This is a genomic window from Nocardiopsis sp. M1B1, from assembly GCF_052466615.1.
In genome coordinates this window covers 217,155-234,870 of the sequence record NZ_CP196194.1, presented here as the reverse complement: position 1 = coordinate 234,870, position 17,716 = coordinate 217,155, and the positions used below count along the sequence as shown (strand labels likewise).

The following is a 17,716-nucleotide window of genomic DNA, read 5'->3' as shown; positions in this document are numbered from 1 at the left end:
GGAGCGCCCGCTTGCCCCTCCCCTTGGGGGAGGAGCCACAGTGGAACCATGCTTCCCATCGGTTCCTTCAGTGAACTCACCGGCCTCTCACACAAGGCGCTGCGCCACTACCACTCCCTCGGGCTGCTGGTCCCGGCCCGCGTGGACGAGGACACGCAGTTCCGCTGGTACACCGTCGACCAGATCGAGCGCGCCGGGCAGATCGTCACCCTGCGCCGCGCGGGCATGGGCCTGGACACCGTCCGACGCGTGGTGGACGACCCCGGCCTGGCCCCGGACGCGCTGCGCCGGCACGCCGAGGACCTCCGGCGCGAGCGGGAGGACCAGGACCGGGCGCTGGCGGAAGCCCTCGCGGTCCTGGCGTGGGAGCCGGAGGTGGAGGTCCGGCCCCGGCGGGCGCGCACGGCCCTCACGGGGGTGACCGCGCTCTCCCCGGACGGGGACTTCGACCTGGACCGGGCGCGCGCCGAGGTGCACGCCCTGGCCGAGCGGCTCGGCGCGCTGGCCGACGAGCGCGGGTGGCGCGCCGACGGACGGTGGTGGAAGAGCCTGGAGCCGGGGGCGGACGAAGCGGGCTACCGGGTGTGCGTGCCGGTCGCGGAGGCCGGGCCCTCCCCGTCCCCGCTGCCGGAGGGCGTGGAGCTGGTGGAGTACGCGCAGGGCTCCGAGGTCCGGCTGCTGATGCCCGGCCGGGAGAGCTTGGGCGGCCTCACCCTGGCGCTGACCCACCTGTTCGGGCACGAGGTCGAGGGCATGTTCGCCGACGTGGGCGCCCTGCGTCAGTCGGAGTACGACGGGGGTGTGGAGTTCGCCGTCGGGTTGCGGCCCCTGGCGGAGGCTCCGGAGTGAGGGCCCGCGGGCCCGGGTTCCGCGCCTGGGGGCTCCGGGTCCCCGGCTCCCGTGCCCGAGACATCCGTGTCCCCGGGCGCCGTGCCCGGGGCCCGAGCCGACCGCAGCAGGGCGCCGAGCGCGGCGGCGCCTTCGAGCAGGGCCGCCGACCGGGCGTCGATGCTCGCGTCCCGGGCGGCCAGCGCGGCCGTCACCTCGTCCCACCGGTGCGCGCGGCGCAGCTGCGGCACCAGGGTGCGCAGTGGTGCGACGCGGTACCCGGCCATGCGCAGCTGGTGGACGATCCGCGCGTCCCGGGCGTCGGCGGGCGAGTACCTCCGCGCTCCCCCGGGGGAGGTCCGGCCGGGCACGACGAGCCCCTCGGCGTCCCAGTGCCGCAGCGTCGATGGCCGCACACCGAGCGCGGCGGCGAGTTCGGAGACGCCCATGGAGTCCGCCGGGCGGACGTCCCCGACCGGCTCCGCGGCGATCGCCTCCGCTGCCTCCCTGGCCAGCCCGAGTTCCCGTCGCTCGGTGTGGAGCCGTGCGTGCGCGGCGTCCAGGAGGGCGAGCAGGTCCGAGGCCGGGTACCCGTGCGCGGCGCGCACGATCCGCCCGGCCTCGACCGGGCCGGTCCCGGCCGCGAGGGCCCGGTAGGCCAGGGCCGAGCACACGTGGACCTCGGCGTAGACCCGGTAACCCGAGGCCGTGCGCGCCGCCGGGGGCAGCACGCCGTCGCGTTCGAGGTTGCGCACCTGCTGGACGGAGTACCCCGAGCGCCGGGCGACGTCGACCGTGCGCATGGCGGTCGATTTGCGACTTCCCACTCCCCCACCTCGCACTCCTCGGGGAAAAGTCTCCACAACCACATGAATGTAACGCTGGAACGCATGAGCATCGAAGAGATCACCGCGTTCCTCGGGAGCCTGGAGGGCGTGCTGACCCTCAGACCGGGGCCGGGCGACGGCTCGCCCGAGATCAGCTGGGGCGACACGTTCTTCTACTACGCGCCCGACGGCGCCGTCCCCGCCGCGACCCAGCCCTTCGCGACCGTCGTGACGAAGGACTACCCCGACGACCGGGCGTCGCGCCTGGACCGGCCCGGCGTCTTCCGGCTGAACGTCGCCGCCGGAAGGGAGGCCTTCGTCAGCTGGACGGGCCGTGAGCCGCGCGAACCGGCCGACCCGGGCGAGGACCCGGGTGCGGCGGACACGGTGGTGGCGCACCCCGTCTACGGCGGCCTGGGCTGGCTCTCCGTGGTGAACCCCGGGCCGCGGACCGGGGAGGCGGTCCGGGAGCTGCTGCGCACCGCCCACGGCCTCGCCCGCGCGCGCCGTCAGCGGCGCACCGGGACGGAGCCGGACTGACGGGCGGAAACGGACTGACGGGCCGCGTCGAGCTGAGGGGCGACGCCACCGCGCGCGGACATCCGCCGGAACGCGCGGGAGCGGCGGGGGCCGGCACAGCCGCCGGCCCCCGCCGCTCCGGTGTTCAGGACACCGCCTACAGGCGGCAGGCGTAGATGTCGGTGACCAGGATGGCGCGGGCGCCGAGCTGCCACAGGTCGTCCATGATCCGCTGGGCGTCCTTGCTCCGCACCATCGAGCGGACCGCGACCCAGCCCTCCCGGTGCAGCGGGGAGACCGTCGGCCCCTCCATGCCAGGGGTGAGCGCGACCGCCGCCTCCAGCTGCTCGGCGTGCACGTCGTAGTCCATCATCACGTAGTCGCGGGCGACCAGGACCCCGCGCAGACGGCGCACCAGCGTGTCGAACTTGGGGTTCTCGGGGGCCCCGGACGGACGGATGACCACCGCCTCGGAGACCAGGATCGGCTCGCCGAAGGTCTCCATGCCCGCCTGGCGCAGGGTGGTGCCGGTGGAGACCACGTCGGCGACGGCGTCGGCGACGCCGAGCTGGACGGAGCTCTCGACCGCGCCGTCCAGGTGGATGACGCGGGCGTCGACGCCCTGCTCGTCCAGGTAGGAGCGCAGGAGGCCGTCGAAGGACGTGGCGACGCGCTTGCCGTTGAGGTCGGACACCTTCATGCCGGCGCCGCCGGGCGCGGCGAAGCGGAAGGTGGAGCCGCCGAAGCCCAGCGGCAGGACCTCGTCCACGGCGGCGCCGGAGTCCAGCAGCATGTCGCGGCCGGTGATCCCGGCCTGGAGGATGCCCTCGCCGACGTAGACGGCGATGTCCTTGGGGCGCAGGAAGAAGAACTCGGTGTCGTTGTCGGGGTCGATCATGACCAGGTCGCGGCTGCTCTTGCGCTGCCGGTACCCGGCCTCGCGGAGCATCTCCACGGCGGGTTCGGAGAGCTGGCCCTTGTTGGGCACGGCGATTCTCAGCATGTCGGGCATGTTCACGGCTTTCTCGTGGCTGCGTGTACGGGGACGTGGCGTCGGTGGCCGGATGCGCGCGGGCGGCGCGTCGGCCTACAGATGCTTGTAGACGTCCTCCAGACGCAGGCCGCGGGCCAGCATCAGGACCTGGAGGTGGTAGAGGAGCTGCGAGATCTCTTCGGCTGCCTGGTCGTCCGACTCGTACTCGGCGGCCATCCAGACCTCCGCCGCCTCCTCGACGACCTTCTTGCCGATGGCATGGACGCCGGCGTCGAGCTGGGCGACGGTCCCGGAGCCCTCGGGGCGGGAACGCGCCTTCTCGGACAGCTCGGCGAACAGCTCTTCGAAGGTCTTCATGGTGTCTTTCCTCGACAGACAGATGCGCTACCAGCGTAGGCGGTCCGGCGCCCCGATGCCGCACCCTCGCGGGGATGTCTCATCATGTGGGCGGCGGCGTGCGCCACACCGGGCCGCGCCCCGCCGGGACCGTCCCGGCGCGGGGCGGCCGTCGCGCCCGGTCCGCCGCGCCCTCGCCCGGTTCACCACACCCTGCGGGCGGCGGCGCGCACGATCGGCTTGGGGATGAAGCGCAGCAGCCCCGTGGCCGCCTTGTACTGGGCCCCGGCCACGACGCTGGAGCGCCCGGCCGCCCAGGCGGTGAGGGACTCGCGCACGACCTGCTCCTTGGGGACGAACGCGAACGCGGGCATCCCGCTCTCCTGGACGCCCCTGGTCATGTCGGTGCGCACGAAGCCCGGCAGGACCGCGGTGACGTGCACGCCGTGCTCGGCGACCTCGGCGGCCACGCTCTCGCTCCACAGGGACACGAACTTCTTGCCCGCCCCGTACACCGAGCCGCCGGGGTTGGCGGTGATCTCGCCCGCGACGGAGGAGAGGTTGATGACGCCGAGCCTGGTCCGGCTCGGCAGGCTCCCGCGGCGGGCGATCTGGACCGGCAGGACGGCGCGGGTCAGGTGCAGGACCGCGCGCACGTTGAGGTCGATCATGGCGTCGATCTCGGAGGGCTCCTGCTTGACGAAGGGGCCGCCGTCGCCCCGCCCGGCGTTGTTGACGAGCAGGTCCACGGGGGCCTCGTCGCCGCCACCGTCGGCGGACAGGCGTTCGACGACGAGCGAGAGGCCCTCGTCGGTGCCCAGGTCGGCGGGCAGGGGCTGGACGCCGACCCCGTAGCGTCCGCCGATCTCCTCGGCGAGGGCCTCCAGGAGTTCGCCCCGGCGGGCGACGAGGACGAGGGAGTAGCCGCGTTCGGCGAGCCTGCGGGCGTACTCCTCGCCGATCCCGGTGGAGGCCCCGGTGACCAGCGCGGTCCGTGGGTGGGCGGGGGTCTCGGAGGTGCTGGCCGGTTCGCTCATCCCCCCAGGGTAGGCCGTCGCCGGTCGCGGGGACAGGGACCCCGGCGGGCGCCGGACCGGCGTGCGCGCGCGGCGGCGCGCGGCGGCGCCCCGGTCCGCGCGGCGCTCCCCTCCGCGCCGGAGTTCCCCTTCGCGCGGTGGGTATGGACACACACGGTTTCACCTGGGTTTTCCCAGAACGCGGCCGTGCCGACTCCCTTCGGGGAGGGGTGAGGCGTTAGCGTGCGTGTATGTCCGAGACCCACAGCCCTGCCGGACCCCTTTCCTCCCTGAGGTTGGACGAGCGCCTGCGTGACACCCGACTGTTCTTCAGCCAGGCGCTGCGCACCTTCCACGCCACCGGTTCCATCCTCCCCAGCAGCGGTGCGCTGGCGCGTGCGATGGCCGAGTACGTCCGGCGCCGACCCGAACCCGACCGCCCGCTGCGCATCCTGGAGGCCGGAGCCGGGACCGGCGCGATCAGCCGCGGGATCGCCGCCTCGATGCAGCCGGGGGACACCCTGGACCTGGTGGAGGCCAACCCCGAGTTCGCCGCGCACGTGGAGGGGCTGCTCAAGACCGACCCGGTCATGTCGCGGGTGGCCGACGCCTCCCGCGTGCACGCCAAACTCGTCAACGACATGGGCACCGACCGGTCCTACGACGTGATCGTGTCGGGCCTGCCGTTCGCGAACTTCACCGCCGACGCCGTCCGGGAGATCCTGGACTACTACTTCGAGGTACTCGAACCGGGCGGCACCATGTCCTTCTACGGGTACCTGTACACCAAGGAGGTCAAGGCGGTCATCGCCCGCCGCGAGGACTACCTGCGCCAGGCCCGCACGAGCTGGCTGGTCCAGGAGTGGATCGACCGCTACGGCATCGGCTCCGAGAAGGTGTTCGCCAACGTCCCGCCCGCGTGGGTGCACCACCTGCGCAAGCCGGGGAAGGACTGAGCCCGCTCCCCCACAGCCACGGACAGGGGCCCGCCACACGCGTGGCGGGCCCCTGCGTTGCCCGGAACGTGCGCGGCCCTCAGGCCAGCGCGGTCCGGATGAGGCTGTCCAGCAGCTCGGGGTACTCCAGGCCCGCCGCCCGCCAGATCTGGGGGTACTGCGAGTGCGCGGTGAACCCGGGCAGGGTGTTGACCTCGTTGACGACGGGTTCGGTGCCCCCGCGCAGGAAGAAGTCCACGCGCAGCAGACCGGAGCAGCCGACCGCCTCGAACACGCCCAGGGCGAGGTCGCTCAGCTGCGTCCGGAGCCCGACCGGCAGGTCGGCGGGGATGTCGAAGACCGCGTCGCCCCCGTACTTGGTGTCGTAGTCGAAGAAGCGCTCCGCGTCCGCGACCCGGATCTCCAGCGGCGGACCGGCCTTGAGCGCGCCGTCGGGCAGCTCCAGGACGGCCAGGTCGACTTCGCGGCCGACGACCGCCTCCTCCACCAGGACCTTGGTGTCGAACTCGCGCGCGGTCTTGACGGCGGCCTCCAGCTCCGACCAGTCGCCGACCCGCGTCACCCCCAGGCTGGAGCCGCTGCGCGCGGGCTTGACGAACACGGGCAGCCCCAGCTCGGCGCGCTCCCGCGGCGAGACCTCGTCGTCCGGTCCGCGCAGCACCACGTCCCGCGCGACCGGCAGCCCGGCCGCGCGCAGCAGCGTCTTGGTGGTCGCCTTGTCCATACCGGCGGCGCTGGCGAGCACGCCGTTGCCCACGTACGGCACTCCCAGGAGTTCGAGCATCCCCTGGATCGTGCCGTCCTCGCCGTAGGGGCCGTGGATGACGGGGAAGACCACGTCCGCCTCGCCCAGCGCGAGGATCGCCTCGCCCAGGCCGTCGCCCGTGCGCCGCTCCCCCTCTCCGCCGGGCTCGGGGGTCAGGGCCAGCAGGCGCTCGGCGTCCAGCGCGGCGGGGTCGTCGGTGTCGGTGCCCACCACCCACGCCCCGGCGCGCGTGATCCGCACCGGGACGGCCTCGTACCGGTCGCGGTCCAGGTGGGCGAGAACCGACAACGCCGACGCGCACGAGACGTCGTACTCCCCGTTGCGTCCACCGAAGACGACGGCGACGCGTGTCCTTGCCTCAGGCACTCGATCTCTCCTTGCTCGGTACGCGCGGCACGGGCCGCGCCAGGTCCTGGTGGAGGCGGGGCACGCGCGCGCCCACGCCGGTGAGAATCTCGTGGGGGATGGTTCCGGCCCAGTCGGCCCACTCCTCGACGGTGGGCTCGCCGCGGTCGCCGGGGCCGAACACGACCACCTCGTCGCCCTCGCGCACGTCCATGCCGCCGACGTCGACCACGAACTGGTCCATGGCGATGCGTCCGGCCACGGGGCACCGCCGTCCGGCGATCCACACGTAGGCCCGGTCCCCCGCCGCCCGGGGCACGCCGTCGGCGTAGCCGAGCGGGACCAGGGCGAGCAGGCTCTCGCGCGAGGTGGTGTAGGCGTGGTGGTAGCTGACGCCCGTCCCCGCGGGGACCCGGCGGACCATGGCCACCCGGGCGCGCAGGGTCATGGCCAGGCGCAGGCCGAAGCGCCTGCCCTCGACGGGCTCCACTCCGTAGAGGCCGACCCCGGCCCGGACCAGGTCGAAGTGCGTGGCGGGTTCGTTGAGGATCGCGGCCGTGTTGGCCAGGTGCCGCAGCGACGGGTCGAGCCCGGCCGCGCGCGCCTGGGAGAGCGCCCCCTCGAAGGCGGTGACCTGCTGCGCGGTGGTCGCCGCGCCGGGCAGGTCGGCGGAGGCCAGGTGCGACCAGACGCCGCGCACCCGGACCAGGCCGTCCAGTTCCAGCACGCGGGCCAGACCGACCAGTCCGGGCCAGGCCTCCGGCGGCGCGCCGTTGCGGCTCAGCCCGGTGTCGGCCTTGAGGTGGACGTGCGCGACACGGCCCGTGCGCACGGCGGCGTCGGCCACGGCGCGCAGGTGGCCGACCGAGGGGACGGACAGGTCCACGTCGGCGGCGACGGCGGAGTCGAAGTCCTGGTCCGCACGGTGCAGCCAGCACAGCACGGGGGCGCGCAGCCCGGCGCGGCGCAGGGCGAGCGCCTCCTCCAGGGAGGTCACGCCCAGCCAGGTCGCTCCGGCCTCCAGGGACGCGCGGGCCACCTCCACGGCCCCGTGGCCGAAGCCGTTCGCCTTGACGACGGCAAGAATTTCGGAATTGGTCCGCTTTGCCATGAACCGTACATTGTGGGCGATCGCGCTTATATCAACGAGGGCCTCACCCAGGGGTGAGGCCGGGTGTCCGGGGGCGTGGAGCGAGTGCTCCCCGGGGTCGGTCGACGGCATGACCAAGAAGTAGACACGACGCGCTGTGAACAGAGCGTGAGCGCCGCCCCCGCCCCGCCCCCGGAAGACGCCCGCCGAGCGCGGAGGGAGAAGGAAGAGCGTATGAGGGTCTTGGTCGTGGACCACGGAGAGGACCCCGCACAGCCGACCGCCTCATGGCTGCGGGAGGCCGGTTTCGCCGTGGACACCGCCCCGGACGGGGAGACGGCGCTGTACAAGCTCGCCGTCAACGAGTACGGGGTCATGCTGCTCGAACGGACGCTGCCGGGGCTGAGCGGGAACGAGGTGTGCCGCGCGGCCACGACCCTGCACGGCCAGGTGCGGGTGCTCATGGTGAGTTCTCCCACCAGCCCGAAGGAGCGGCTCGCCGGTTTCGAGCTGGGCGCGGACGACTACCTCATCAGGCCCCTCGACCGCGAGGAGATGATCGCACGGGTCCGCGCCCTGGCCCGGCGGCCCGGCCGGGCCGAACCGCCGGTTCTGGAGCGGTCGGGTCTGCGGCTCAACTCCACCCGCTACGAGGCCTCCCGCGACGGCAGACCGCTGCACCTGTCGCCCAAGCAGTTCGGGGTGCTGGAGGAGCTGCTGCGCGCCGACGGCGCCCCGGTGTCGGCGGAGGCGCTGCTGGAGAGGGTGTGGGACGAGAACATCGACCCGTTCACCACGATCGTACGCGTGACCATCCGCTCCCTGCGGCGCAAGCTGGGCGCCCCGAACCCCATCCAGACCGTGCCCCGCGTGGGTTACCGGCTGATATGACCCGGGTCCCGGGCGGAACGGGGACCACCGGGCCGGGCGGTGGCCGGGGGTCCGCCGCCGAGCGCCGACGTGTCCCATCGCACGTCCCGCGCCGACGGAGCGCACGCGCTCCCCTCCGCCGTCCCGATCCTTCGCGACGGTGGGTGATCACGGGCCCGCCCGAGTCAGGTTCCGCATCCTTTGCCCTGTTTTGCGACTGATTCGTGACCTGCATCACTGGAATCTGAGGTCGCAGGTACCAGTGGGACGCAGGTAGTCTCGCGTTGACTTCTTGCGGACCGGATCTTTGCGTTCGGCACCACCTCTCGCCCACGCACACGTGAAGAGCTCCTGAGGATCCCTCTGACGTCCCCGGAAGTCCCATCCCGCGCCACAAGCCCTGGGCTCACCTTTGTGCACACCCATATCAGAGTGAACCAGAAGCATGCGCGCGGAGTCCTACAGATCATCCGATTCCCCAGGTCAACGCGGACCAACGGAGGAGGCAGCGTGACGGTCACCCAAGCGGTCGAAGCGGTTCCGGACGTCCCGGAGGACACCGCTCCCGCGCTCATGCCCGTGGACGTCCGGCAACGCGTCTCCGCCCTCGCCAGAACCTCGCGGCTCCTGGTCGCCTGCGACTACGACGGCGCCCTCTCCACGGTCGACCCGGCCGACCGGCGCCCGCTGCCGGAGGCCCTGCGCGCGCTGCGCGACCTGGCCGACCTGCCCGGCACCGTGTGCGCGGTCATCTCCGGCCGCCCCCTGCGCGACCTGGCCGCGCTCTCGCGCCTGCCCGCCGAGGTGCGCCTCGTGGGCGCCCACGGCACCGAGTTCGACACCGACGTGACCGTCGACCCCGACCACCGCACCGCCGACTCGCCCTCGGACAAGGCCGCCGCCCTGGAGCTGCTGCGCGACCAGGTCGAGGCCACCGCCATCCTCTACATCGGCGGCGGCGAGGGCGAGGAGCCCGTCTTCATGCGGCTGACCGGCGCCGACGCGGGCGTGCGGGTCGGCGAGGGGCCCACAGTGGCCTCCCACCGGGTGGCCGACACCCCGACCGCCGCGGCCCTGCTGTCCGCGCTGGCCGCCGAGCGCCGCTTCTGGGTCTTCGGCGAGCGCCCCACGCCCATCGAGCGCATGTCGATGCTCTCCAACCAGGGCTCCGTGGCCCTCGTCGGCCCGGACGCGCGCCTGCTGTGGTTCTGCCACCCCGAGCCCGACTCGAACGCCGTGTTCGCCGAGGTCCTGGGCGGCCGTCAGGCGGGCGTGTTCGCCGTCGCCCCCGCCCACGGCGGCCGTCCGCTGGGCCAGCGCTACCTGCCCGGCACCATGACCGTGCGCACCCGCTGGTCGCGCATGGACGTCACCGACTACCTCGCCCACGGCACCCCGCAGGGGCGCACCGACCTGATCCGGGTGATCAGCGGCGTCACCCCGGCCACGGTGGAGTTCGCCCCCCGGCCCGACTTCGGCCGCGCGCCGGTGCGCATCACGCCGCGGGAGGACGGCCTGCTCGTCGAGGGCGCCGACTTCCCGATGGCCCTGTACTCGCCCGGCGTGGAGTGGGAGATCGACCACGACGGCGTCTCCGACATCGCCCGCGCGGTCGTCCACCCGCGCTCGGAGCAGCCCGTGGTGCTGGAGCTGCGCTGCGGCACCGACTCCCTCGTGCGCGGCACGCTGCCCGAGTCCGAGCGCCAGCGGACCTCCGGCGAGCACTGGTCGCGCTGGCTCGACGGCCTCACCCTGCCCGACACCGCCCAGCAGCTGGCGGCGCGCTCCGCGCTCACCCTGCGCGGCCTGTGCACCCCCTCCGGGGGCGTGATGGCCGCCGCGACCACGTCGCTGCCCGAGGAGATCGGCGGCGTCCGCAACTGGGACTACCGGTACTGCTGGCTGCGCGACGGCGCACTGACCGTGCAGTCGCTGGTCTCCCTGGGCTCGACCGCCGAGGCCGAGGAGTTCCTGGACTGGGTGCACCGGGTCGTGGACTCGCTGCCCGGTCCGGAGACGCTGCGCCCGCTGTACTCGCTGCGGGGCACCAACCTGGGCCCGGAGGAGGTCATCGAGTCGCTGTCCGGGTACGCGGGCTCGCGGCCGGTGCGGATCGGCAACCTGGCCGACCACCAGGTGCAGCTGGACGTGTTCGGCCCCGTCGTGGAGCTGATCGAGAAGCTGTCCTCGGTGCGCGGCACCCTGGCCGACCGCGACTGGGACCTGGTGCGGTCGATGGCCGAGGCGGTCGCCCGCCGCTGGCACGAGCCCGACCACGGGATCTGGGAGGAGCGCGACGAGCCCCGCCAGCGCGTCTACTCCAAGGTGATGTGCTGGGTGACCCTGGACCGCGCCGTCGCCCTGGCCCGCGCCTACGGCCGCGAGGTGGACCCGTCCTGGCCGGACCTGCGCGACAGCATCGCCGCCGAGGTGCTGGACAAGGGCTGGAACGAGGAGGCGCAGGCCTTCACCACCGCCTACGACGGCACCGACCTGGACGCCGCGTCCCTGCACATCGGCCTGTCCGGGCTGATCGACCCGGCCGACGAGCGCTTCCAGGCCACCGTGACCGCCGTGGAGGCGGAACTGCGCAGCGGCCCGACCGTGTACCGGTACCACCGCGACGACGGCCTGCCGGGCGGCGAGGGCGGCTTCCACCTGTGCACCGCGTGGCTGATCGAGGCGTACCTGCTGACCGGCCGCCGCGCGGAGGCGGACGAGCTGTTCAAGCACCTGGTGGACTGCGCCGGACCGACCGGGCTCATCCCGGAGGAGTTCGACCCGGTCACCGAGCGGGCGCTGGGCAACCACCCGCAGGCGTACTCGCACCTGGGCCTGATCCGCTGCGCCCAGCTGCTCGACCGCCTCTGAGAAGGACCCGCCGGGGCGTCCGCGGCGCACTCCCGGGCCCGTGAGGGCCGTGGGAGCGCACCCGCGGGCGCCCCTTCGCCTTGGGACGGACCCGCGGCGTTCGGCGGGACCGGTCAGTGACCGGCGGGACCCGTCTGACCGGGGTATCCACCCCGGCCGGGCTGGTCCGGGTACCCGCCGGGGCCGGGCTGGTTCGGGTACCCGCCGGGGCCGGGCTGGCCGCCGTAGCCCGGCTGGCCCGGGTGTCCGGGGTGACCGGGCTGTCCGCCGCCGTCGAGGTGTCCGCCGTGGCCCGGCTGACCCGGGTACCCGCCCTGGCCCGGGTGACCGCCCGGGAGGGGCTGGTGGCCGGGGTCGGTCACGCGGAACCACTCCTGGGCGCTCTCGGTCCGGATGAGCAGCAGGATGACCGCCATCAGGACCACGCCCACGGCCGGGTTGGACGCGTCGGTGAGCAGGTTGAGGAGCGCGCTGGCGAATCCCAGGGCCACGACGACGAGCACGAGCGTGCGCGCCCTGTTCCCGCCCTTGCCCAGGGCGACCACGACGTAGACCTCGAAGGCCGTGAGGGCCAGGCCGAGGAGCAGGATGGCCGCGAGGCCGCCCACCCCCATGGCCATCTCCGCCTCGACCTGCGCGCTGGGCAGGTTGGCGATGGCGACGAGGCCGATCAGGGCCAGGGAGTAGATGACGGCGGCGAGCACGATCCTGATGATGAGGATGACGCGGACCGCCTTGAGCGGGCCGGGCATCGGGGGTGCGGGGATGTGGGGGTTCACGGGGGAGAAGCCTTCCCGGTCGGGGTCGTGAGCGGGACGAGGGATGTTTCGTATCTACGACTTCCGCGGGGCGGGAACGGTTCCCTCCCGGGCTGGGACCGTGTTCGGCCCGCGTCCACAGAGCGGGCGGCTCCCAGGGGATGGGAGCCGCCCGTGACACCGGGGGGCGGTGTTGAGTGTGGTGTCTTCCCTTTGTCAGGCGGCCTAACCGTCCGCCGATCGACGCGGGCGGGGCGACCCGTCCGCGGCGGCCGCGGACCTCACCGGAAGCGCGGGCCCTCCTCCAGGCGCTCGCGCACGCCCGGCCACTCGTTGCGCAGCACCGAGTAGTACACGGCGTCCCGGCGGCGTCCGCCCGGCATGACGTTGTAGCTGCGCAGGACGCCCTCCTCCGTGGCGCCGATGGAGCGCAGGCCGCGCCGGGCCCGCTCGTTGAGCACGTCGGTCTTGAACTCGACCCGCTCCGCGCCCATCTCCTCGAAGGCGTGCCGCAGCAGCAGGTACTTGGACCAGTGGTTGACCCCCCGGCCCCGGAAGTCGCGCCCCAGCCAGGAGCTGCCGACCTCCAACCGCAGGTCGGGCTCGGACATGTGCCCGTAGCTCATGCTGCCCGCGATGCGCCCGCTCGCCTTGTCGGTGACGGTGAACGTGGAGCGCTCCCCGCCGTCGCTGGCGGCCAGGTAGGAGTAGAAGAACCGGACGAAGCTCGCCTCGTCGTCCACACGGGCCACGAAGTGCGTCCAGATGTCGGAGTCCATGGCCTGTTCGCGCCACCCCTCGCGGTCCGTCTCCACGAGGGGAGTGAGCAGCACGTGCTCGTTCTCCAACCGGACACGCGACTGCTCGGACCACGACATGGGCACTCCTCCGGTGTACGGCGTTATGTCCGTTGCGGATTGTAGTGTCGCCCCCCGGACCGACCGTCGAGTGGGGTACCCCACACGGCCGCCGCCCCGCTCGCCGCCCGTCCGCCCTCCGGGGACGCACCGGGCCGCCCCGGGCGCGGCGCCCGCCTGTCGGACCCGGCCGGTAGTGTGCCTCGACCGACCGGCAATCCTGGAGGAGCCGAGCGATGGCCGCCACCGACACCGTCCTCTCCCGGCGTGCGCTCAACCGCGCCACCCTCGCCCGCCAGTTCCTCCTGCGGCGCGTGGACCGTCCGGTGACCGAGGTCGTCTCCCACCTGGTCGGCCTCCAGGCGCAGACCACGCACACCTGGTACGTCGGGCTCCAGAACCGGATCGAGGACCCGTCCCCCGAGGACGTCGGCCGCCAGCTCACCGACGGTGAACTCGTCCGCGCCACCCTCATGCGCGGCACCCTGCACCTGGTCACCCCCCAGGACTTCCGCGCGCTGCGGCCCACGGTCCAGCCCGTCATCGCCAGCGGCCTGGCGCACAGCGCTCACGGGAAGGCCACCGCCGGAATCGACCTGGACGCCGTGGCGGACGCCGGGCGCGCCCTGCTGGTGAAGGAGCCGCTCACCCCCGGCCAGCTGGGCGCGCGCCTGGCCGAGCGGTGGCCCGGGGTCCCCGGCGACGACCTGTCCTACGCGGTGCGCTCCCTGCTGCCCGTCGTCCAGATCCCCCCGCGCGGGGTGTGGGGCTCCTCCGGGCCGCCCGCGTTCGCCCCCGCCGACACCTGGACCGGTCTGGCCATGGACGCCGAGCCCGATCCGGAGGCGCTCGTGCTGCGCTACCTGGCCGCGTTCGGACCGGCCACCGTGAAGGACGTGCAGGCCTGGTCGGGGCTGACCCGGCTGCGCGCGGTGGTCGACCGCCTGCGCGAGCGGCTCGTGGTCCTGCGCGGCGAGGACGGCGCCGAGCTGTTCGACCTCCCCGACGCCCCGCGCCCGGGACCGGACGTCCCGGCGCCGGTCCGCTTCCTCTACGACTTCGACAACGTGCTGCGCGGCCACGCCGACCGCGGCCGGATGCTCTCCGCCGAGGACCTGGGGCGACTCGCCTCCCGCAACGGGATGCCGCCCGCCACGGTGCTCGTGGACGGCCGGGTGCGCGGCTCCTGGAAGGTGGTCCGCGCCAGGAGGACGGCGGCCGTGGAGGTGACGCCGTTCCGGCCGATCGGGGCCGCCGACCGCGAGGAGGCCGAGGCCGAGGGGCTGCGGCTGCTGGCTTTCCTGGCGCCGGAGCGCGACGCGCACGAGGTCCGGTTCACGTCGCCCGCCTGACCGCCGCACGTACCCGTGGACGCGGACGGGTCCTTCCGACGGGGTTCTTCCGGTGTCCGACATCGACGCATGTGACCGGACCACGGACACTACGTGTGGGTATGGAAGGATTCACAGGTGACCGATGAGTTCCGTGCCGCGTTCCAACGCGTGCTCGACACCGCAGCCAGCCAGGCACCCGCGTTTCCGGCGGCCGTGCACGACGTGTTCCGGCTGTCCTCCCAGGTGCCCGTCGAAGAACTCGCCATCGCCATGGAGGCGCTGGCCCCGGTCCTGGGCGACAGTGAACCCGTCGCCGGGATCGCGGCCGACCTCGCCGTCCTGGCCGGCGCCCTCGTGGAGGCCGGAGCGCCCGCGGGACAGGTGGGGCTGGAGGTGCTGCGCCAGCTGGGAAGTTACGGTCAGGCCGCGGTCGCCTTCATGCACGCGTGGGACAAGACCGGCGGCGGGCAGCTGCCCGCGCCCAACGACGTGTCGGCGGCCGACGAGCAGCGCGTCGAGGAGGTCCTCGGGGAGAACGCCCCGCTGGCCACCGTGGGCTGGTGGACGTCCCTGCGCTACGGGCTGGCGGCCAAGGCCATGCTGGGCGACCCCGGGGTGCGGGCGGCCGTGCGCGCCGACTCCAGCGCCCTGGAGGGGCTGACCCAGATCGTGCACGCGCTGTCCACACAGCTCAGCGAGTTCGTCGAGGTGAACGAACTGCTGCGGATGGCGGAGGCGAGCACGCTCCTGGTGCTGGACCGGACCTCGCGCCGGGGCTTCCAGGTGCGCTTCGACGGGATCGGCGACAACTTCCAGCTGCACACTCTGCTCGCGGACGCGCTGATCGGCAAGGAGGGGCGGCTGGTGCCCGGCACCCGGCCCGACCCCCGGTGGACCGCCGCGTGCCTGGACGCGCCGGTGGACCCGCTGGCGGACGTGGTGCGCGGCGAGTGGGACCTGGTCGGCGGCGACGGCACGTGGGTGGGCAACGAGGCCCTTCCCGGGGACATCCCGCTGGTCGACGGCACGCGGGTGCTGGTGCTGGAGCCGCAGTCGCTCAGCCACTCCTGGCGGGCCGGGCGCAGGCACCCGCACATCCCGGGGTCGCTGGAGGTGCTGGAGGAGCTGCGCCACGAGGACGCGGCCGCGTGGTGGACGCGCATCCACATGGCCGGTTCGGTGCGCCATCCGATGGCGCCGCCGATCGAGCACGACGAGACCGGGACCCACCGGACGCAGGCGCCCCGCCACTTCGGTGTGGCCGCGCACTTCGCCGAGGTGGACTCGGGTCCGATGTCGGCCTCGTTCCGGTCGCTGGAACCGGAGGCCGATGACGACCTGCTCACCGGGGAGACCGGCGCCGCGGCCGAGCGGCCGCAGTCCCCGCCGGAGCCGTGGGGGGACCCGCCGCAGGACCGGGGCGAGCCGTCCGGGACCGAAGCGCCCGAACCCCACCCGTGGGCCGCCGACCCGCTGCCCTCCCGCACGCCTCCGGAACCGACGGAGGCCCCCCGGGCCGGGGACCCGCTCGCGGACCCGCTTTCGGACCCCTTCTCGGACCCGCTCTCGGGCCCGAGGGAGCCCTGGCGGTCCGGAGGAGCGGTGGAGGGACCGGACTCCTGGGGCGCGGCGGAGCCCGCGGAGCCGATGAGCGAGTGGCGCAGCCCCGAGCCCCTGGGCTTCCGGACCCCCACGGAGGCCGACGAGAGCACGGACCGGGCCCAGCCCTGGCCCCTGGCCGCTTCGGAGAACTCCTGGAGCGCCGCGGAGCCCGCGGAGCCGATCAGTGATTGGCGCAGCCCCGAACCCCTGGACTCCCGCCCCTCCGCGGAACCCGAGGAGCGGGCGGGCCGGGACCAGTCCTGGAGCCCCGCCGCGCCGGAGGACCCGCTGGGCGCCTGGGGGCGGCCGGAGGCTCCGGAGGACCGGGCGGCGGCCCCTGCCCAGCCCCTGGACGCGGCGGATCCGGCGGAGGCGGAGAACACGGCGGACTCCGGGGACGACGGCGACGACAGGCGCCCCGGCGCCCGTCTGCTGCCGCCCATGCCTCCGGGCGTCTCGGACAGCTGGGCGTGGGCTCCGGGCTGGAAGTGGCCCGCGCCGCCCGGCTCGTCCGACTGAGTACGGCCCGCGGCCGGGGAGGGCTTTCCCGGCCGCGGACGGGGTGACGGCCAACGGGGTGACGGCCACGGGTGCGGGGTGCGTGTCCGGGACAGCCGCCCCGGGCCCCGTACCGGTAGCGCCGTATGACAGGTGTCATGCCGCGGCACCGGCGGCTCTCACACCGACCCGGTGACTCCTGCGTCTGGGAGCGGGCCTCCCCGGTCGGCCAAGCTTGGGGGTATGACGACGTTGAACAGCGACCGCCCCGGCACCGGCGCCCGGTCCGGAGCCGGAACGGGTTCCGGCTCCGAGTCCGAGTCCGCAACCGTGTCCGCGTCCGGGACCGCGCACGCCGACGGGGACACCCCGCGCGCGGACGGCACCCCCCTGTCGGCGGAGGAGCGCAAGGCCGCCGAGAGGGAGGCGCAGAAGGAGGAGGCCCGGGCCGCCCTGCGCGCGCTCAAGCCCTGGGAGGGCAGGGCGACGCGGCAGGACAAGGCGCTGATGGCCGCCTTCGTCGGCGTCCCCCTCTTCTTCATGGCGCTGACGCCGCTCAAGCCCTTCCTGATCGCCCACCACCCGGTCCTGCTGGAGTTCGTCACCGGCAGCAACGCGGCGGTCGGCGCGGCCGCGGCGTTCGCGCGGATCGGGGAGATCCCCCTCTGGCTGGTCGTGGTCGCGGGCGTCGTCGGCAAGGTGAAGATCGACTGGCTGTTCTGGTGGGTCGGCAGGCGCTGGGGCCGCGGTTTCGTCAACCTCATCGCGCCGGGCGACAGGGCGCAGCGCTTCGCCGACCGGGCGCAGGACATGAGCCCGTGGATCATGCCGGTCGCGCTCGTCCTCAGCTACCTGCCGGGCATCCCCACCGTGTTCGTCCTCGTCATCGCGGGCTGGACCGGGATGCGCCTAGTGCCCTTCCTGCTCCTGGACGCCCTCGGGGCCCTGGTCCTCACCGCGTCAGTGGCCTCCGTCGGCTACGCGGCGGGCCAGACCGGGGTGGACATCGTCCTGCTGGTCGACAGGTACGCCCTCTGGTTCACCCTGGGCATCGTCGTCGTCATGGCCTTCGTCCCCGTGTTCAAGCAGAACCGCGCCCAGAAGCGGGCCAAGGCGGCCGAGGATGCCGGGGCCGCCGAAGGAGCCGGGGCGGCACGGGGCGACGAGGGGGCGCAGGACCCCCGGGACTGACACCGCGGACCGGGATCTCCCGCGGCCGAACGCGTGCGACCCCCTGTGACCAGGCGCT

General features: G+C 74.0%; 16 protein-coding genes. 8 read left to right on the top strand and 8 right to left on the bottom strand.

Annotated elements, in window-relative coordinates:
• Window positions 1–48: 48 nt before the first annotated feature.
• Window positions 49–849 (top strand): MerR family transcriptional regulator, encoded by an 801-nt coding sequence (locus ACSTA4_RS01020; protein WP_248773037.1) that lies wholly within the window; start codon window positions 49–51, stop codon window positions 847–849.
• Here ACSTA4_RS01020 and ACSTA4_RS01015 read toward each other — a convergent pair.
• On the bottom strand, window positions 780–1,655 hold the full coding sequence (locus ACSTA4_RS01015) for a MerR family transcriptional regulator (RefSeq protein WP_444962114.1): 876 nt from the start codon (window positions 1,653–1,655) through the stop codon (window positions 780–782). The genes ACSTA4_RS01020 and ACSTA4_RS01015 overlap by 70 nt on opposite strands.
• A gap of 63 nt (window positions 1,656–1,718) precedes the next feature.
• Between ACSTA4_RS01015 and ACSTA4_RS01010 the strand changes: the two genes are divergently transcribed.
• Window positions 1,719–2,195, top strand: coding sequence for a DUF6194 family protein (locus tag ACSTA4_RS01010; RefSeq protein ID WP_444962113.1), 477 nt, complete (start codon window positions 1,719–1,721; stop codon window positions 2,193–2,195).
• 136 nt (window positions 2,196–2,331) lie between these two features.
• Here ACSTA4_RS01010 and hisG read toward each other — a convergent pair whose 3' ends face one another.
• From hisG to ACSTA4_RS00995, 3 genes are all read right to left on the bottom strand, one after another.
• Complete coding sequence (gene hisG / locus ACSTA4_RS01005) at window positions 2,332–3,186, bottom strand: ATP phosphoribosyltransferase (protein WP_444962112.1); 855 nt, start codon at window positions 3,184–3,186, stop codon at window positions 2,332–2,334.
• Between the two features lie 75 nt (window positions 3,187–3,261).
• The gene (locus ACSTA4_RS01000; protein ID WP_013156366.1) at window positions 3,262–3,525 is read right to left on the bottom strand and encodes a phosphoribosyl-ATP diphosphatase; all 264 of its coding nucleotides are present in this window, start codon (window positions 3,523–3,525) and stop codon (window positions 3,262–3,264) included.
• Window positions 3,526–3,707: 182 nt separating this feature from the next.
• On the bottom strand, window positions 3,708–4,541 hold the full coding sequence (locus ACSTA4_RS00995; RefSeq protein WP_444962111.1) for an SDR family NAD(P)-dependent oxidoreductase: 834 nt from the start codon (window positions 4,539–4,541) through the stop codon (window positions 3,708–3,710).
• Window positions 4,542–4,771: 230 nt separating this feature from the next.
• Here ACSTA4_RS00995 and ACSTA4_RS00990 point away from each other — a divergent pair, with 230 nt between their 5' ends.
• Window positions 4,772–5,476 carry a class I SAM-dependent methyltransferase gene (locus tag ACSTA4_RS00990; protein WP_248773033.1) on the top strand — a complete coding sequence of 235 codons (705 nt, stop codon included), beginning with the start codon at window positions 4,772–4,774 and terminating at the stop codon, window positions 5,474–5,476.
• 79 nt (window positions 5,477–5,555) lie between these two features.
• Here ACSTA4_RS00990 and ACSTA4_RS00985 read toward each other — a convergent pair whose 3' ends face one another.
• Window positions 5,556–6,608 carry a D-alanine--D-alanine ligase family protein gene (locus tag ACSTA4_RS00985; protein ID WP_444962110.1) on the bottom strand — a complete coding sequence of 351 codons (1,053 nt, stop codon included), beginning with the start codon at window positions 6,606–6,608 and terminating at the stop codon, window positions 5,556–5,558.
• The gene (gene alr / locus ACSTA4_RS00980) at window positions 6,601–7,809 is read right to left on the bottom strand and encodes an alanine racemase (protein WP_444962109.1); all 1,209 of its coding nucleotides are present in this window, start codon (window positions 7,807–7,809) and stop codon (window positions 6,601–6,603) included. Before alr ends, ACSTA4_RS00985 begins: the two co-directional genes overlap by 8 nt.
• Window positions 7,810–7,911: 102 nt before the next feature.
• Between alr and ACSTA4_RS00975 the strand changes: the two genes are divergently transcribed.
• Window positions 7,912–8,568 (top strand): response regulator transcription factor, encoded by a 657-nt coding sequence (locus ACSTA4_RS00975; protein WP_444962108.1) that lies wholly within the window; start codon window positions 7,912–7,914, stop codon window positions 8,566–8,568.
• A 489-nt stretch (window positions 8,569–9,057) separates the two neighbouring features.
• Window positions 9,058–11,418, top strand: coding sequence for a trehalase-like domain-containing protein (locus tag ACSTA4_RS00970; protein ID WP_444962107.1), 2,361 nt, complete (start codon window positions 9,058–9,060; stop codon window positions 11,416–11,418).
• Window positions 11,419–11,531: 113 nt separating this feature from the next.
• On the opposite strand, the gene ACSTA4_RS00965 is transcribed toward ACSTA4_RS00970, so the two are convergent.
• On the bottom strand, window positions 11,532–12,197 hold the full coding sequence (locus ACSTA4_RS00965) for a hypothetical protein (RefSeq protein WP_444962106.1): 666 nt from the start codon (window positions 12,195–12,197) through the stop codon (window positions 11,532–11,534).
• Window positions 12,198–12,457: 260 nt separating this feature from the next.
• Complete coding sequence (locus ACSTA4_RS00960; protein ID WP_416027405.1) at window positions 12,458–13,054, bottom strand: GNAT family N-acetyltransferase; 597 nt, start codon at window positions 13,052–13,054, stop codon at window positions 12,458–12,460.
• Window positions 13,055–13,269: 215 nt separating this feature from the next.
• On the opposite strand from ACSTA4_RS00960, the gene ACSTA4_RS00955 reads away from it, so the two are divergent.
• The 3 genes from ACSTA4_RS00955 to ACSTA4_RS00945 all read left to right on the top strand — a co-directional run bounded on the left by ACSTA4_RS00955 (window position 13,270) and on the right by ACSTA4_RS00945 (window position 17,658).
• A complete protein-coding gene (locus ACSTA4_RS00955; protein ID WP_444962105.1) occupies window positions 13,270–14,385 on the top strand; it encodes a winged helix DNA-binding domain-containing protein in 1,116 nt (371 codons plus the stop codon).
• Window positions 14,386–14,502: 117 nt separating this feature from the next.
• On the top strand, window positions 14,503–16,488 hold the full coding sequence (locus ACSTA4_RS00950; protein WP_444962104.1) for a hypothetical protein: 1,986 nt from the start codon (window positions 14,503–14,505) through the stop codon (window positions 16,486–16,488).
• Window positions 16,489–16,710: 222 nt separating this feature from the next.
• Window positions 16,711–17,658 carry a VTT domain-containing protein gene (locus ACSTA4_RS00945; protein WP_444962103.1) on the top strand — a complete coding sequence of 316 codons (948 nt, stop codon included), beginning with the start codon at window positions 16,711–16,713 and terminating at the stop codon, window positions 17,656–17,658.
• Window positions 17,659–17,716: the final 58 nt, after the last annotated feature.